Source organism: Nocardia concava NBRC 100430, assembly GCF_000308815.1.
Classification (GTDB): Bacteria; Actinomycetota; Actinomycetes; order Mycobacteriales; family Mycobacteriaceae; genus Nocardia; species Nocardia concava.
Genome location: NZ_BAFX01000165.1, coordinates 1 through 1,012, shown reverse-complemented (window position 1 = coordinate 1,012; position 1,012 = coordinate 1). Strand labels below are relative to the sequence as shown.

Here is a 1,012-nt window from a genome sequence, read left to right as displayed (position 1 = left end):
CTCATGCGCATCCCGGTCCCGCCCCGCCGCTGACCCGCTTCACCCGGACGCCCGCGCGCGGACGGGCATGATGGTCGGCATGGACGCGCACGAGGAACTCATCGCACTCGCCGACCGCTACTGGGACGCCATGATGGAGTCCGCGCCGAGTGAGGCGACACTGTTGGGGGACAGGCGATTCGACGATCGGATCGAGGATCTCTCGGTCGAGGCCGAGGAGAGTCTGCTGGGCAACTGGCGGGGGCTGCTCGCCGAGGTGGAACGGCTGGACCCGGCGCGGTTGAGCGAGGAGGACCGCACCACCCGCAGCCTGCTGCACACCGAATTGGCCTCCGCCGTCTCGTATCTGGAGTGGCGACCTGTCGAGATGGCCTCCGACCAGATGACCGGTGTGCACGCCGGAATGCTGACCGCGGCGCCCCAGGTGAACGCGCCCGAACCGGAGAACGCGCGGAAACTCGTCGACCGCTACCGGCAGTTCGGCACGCTGATGAATCAGGCCGTGGAGCGTTTTCGCGCCGGTCTGGCGGCCGGGCGCACGCCCGCGCACATCACCATCGCGCGCTCGCTGAACCAACTCGACGGCTACCTGGCCTCCGACCTGAAGGACGATCCGTTCGCCACCATGTCGGGCCCCGCGAATTGGGACGGCGAAACCGCTTGGCGCGCCGAACTGTCCGAGGTCGCCCGCGACGTCATCCGCCCCGCCTTCGCCGCCTACCGCGAGGTGCTGGCCACCGAGCTCGAGCCCGCCGCCCGCCCCGATGACAAGCCCGGCCTGTGCTGGCTCGGCGACGACGGCGCGGACATCTACGGCCGCCTGCTGCGCCGCCACACCACCCTGCCCGACCTCGGCGCGGACGAGATACACCAGCTCGGCCTGGACGAATTGGCCAAGCTGCGCGACGAATACGAGGAGATCGGCGGCCGCCACTTCGGCCTCACCGACCAGACCGCCATCTTCGCCCGCCTGCGCGAGGACGCCGCCCTGCGCTACAACGAGGGCGAGGAG

General features: G+C 70.3%; 1 protein-coding gene. It reads left to right on the top strand.

Annotated features, from left to right (window positions below; translation table 11 throughout):
- Positions 1-79: 79 nt before the first annotated feature.
- The coding region (locus ON43_RS35115; RefSeq protein WP_245568887.1) for a DUF885 domain-containing protein at positions 80-1,012 on the top strand (933 nt) is incomplete at its 3' end.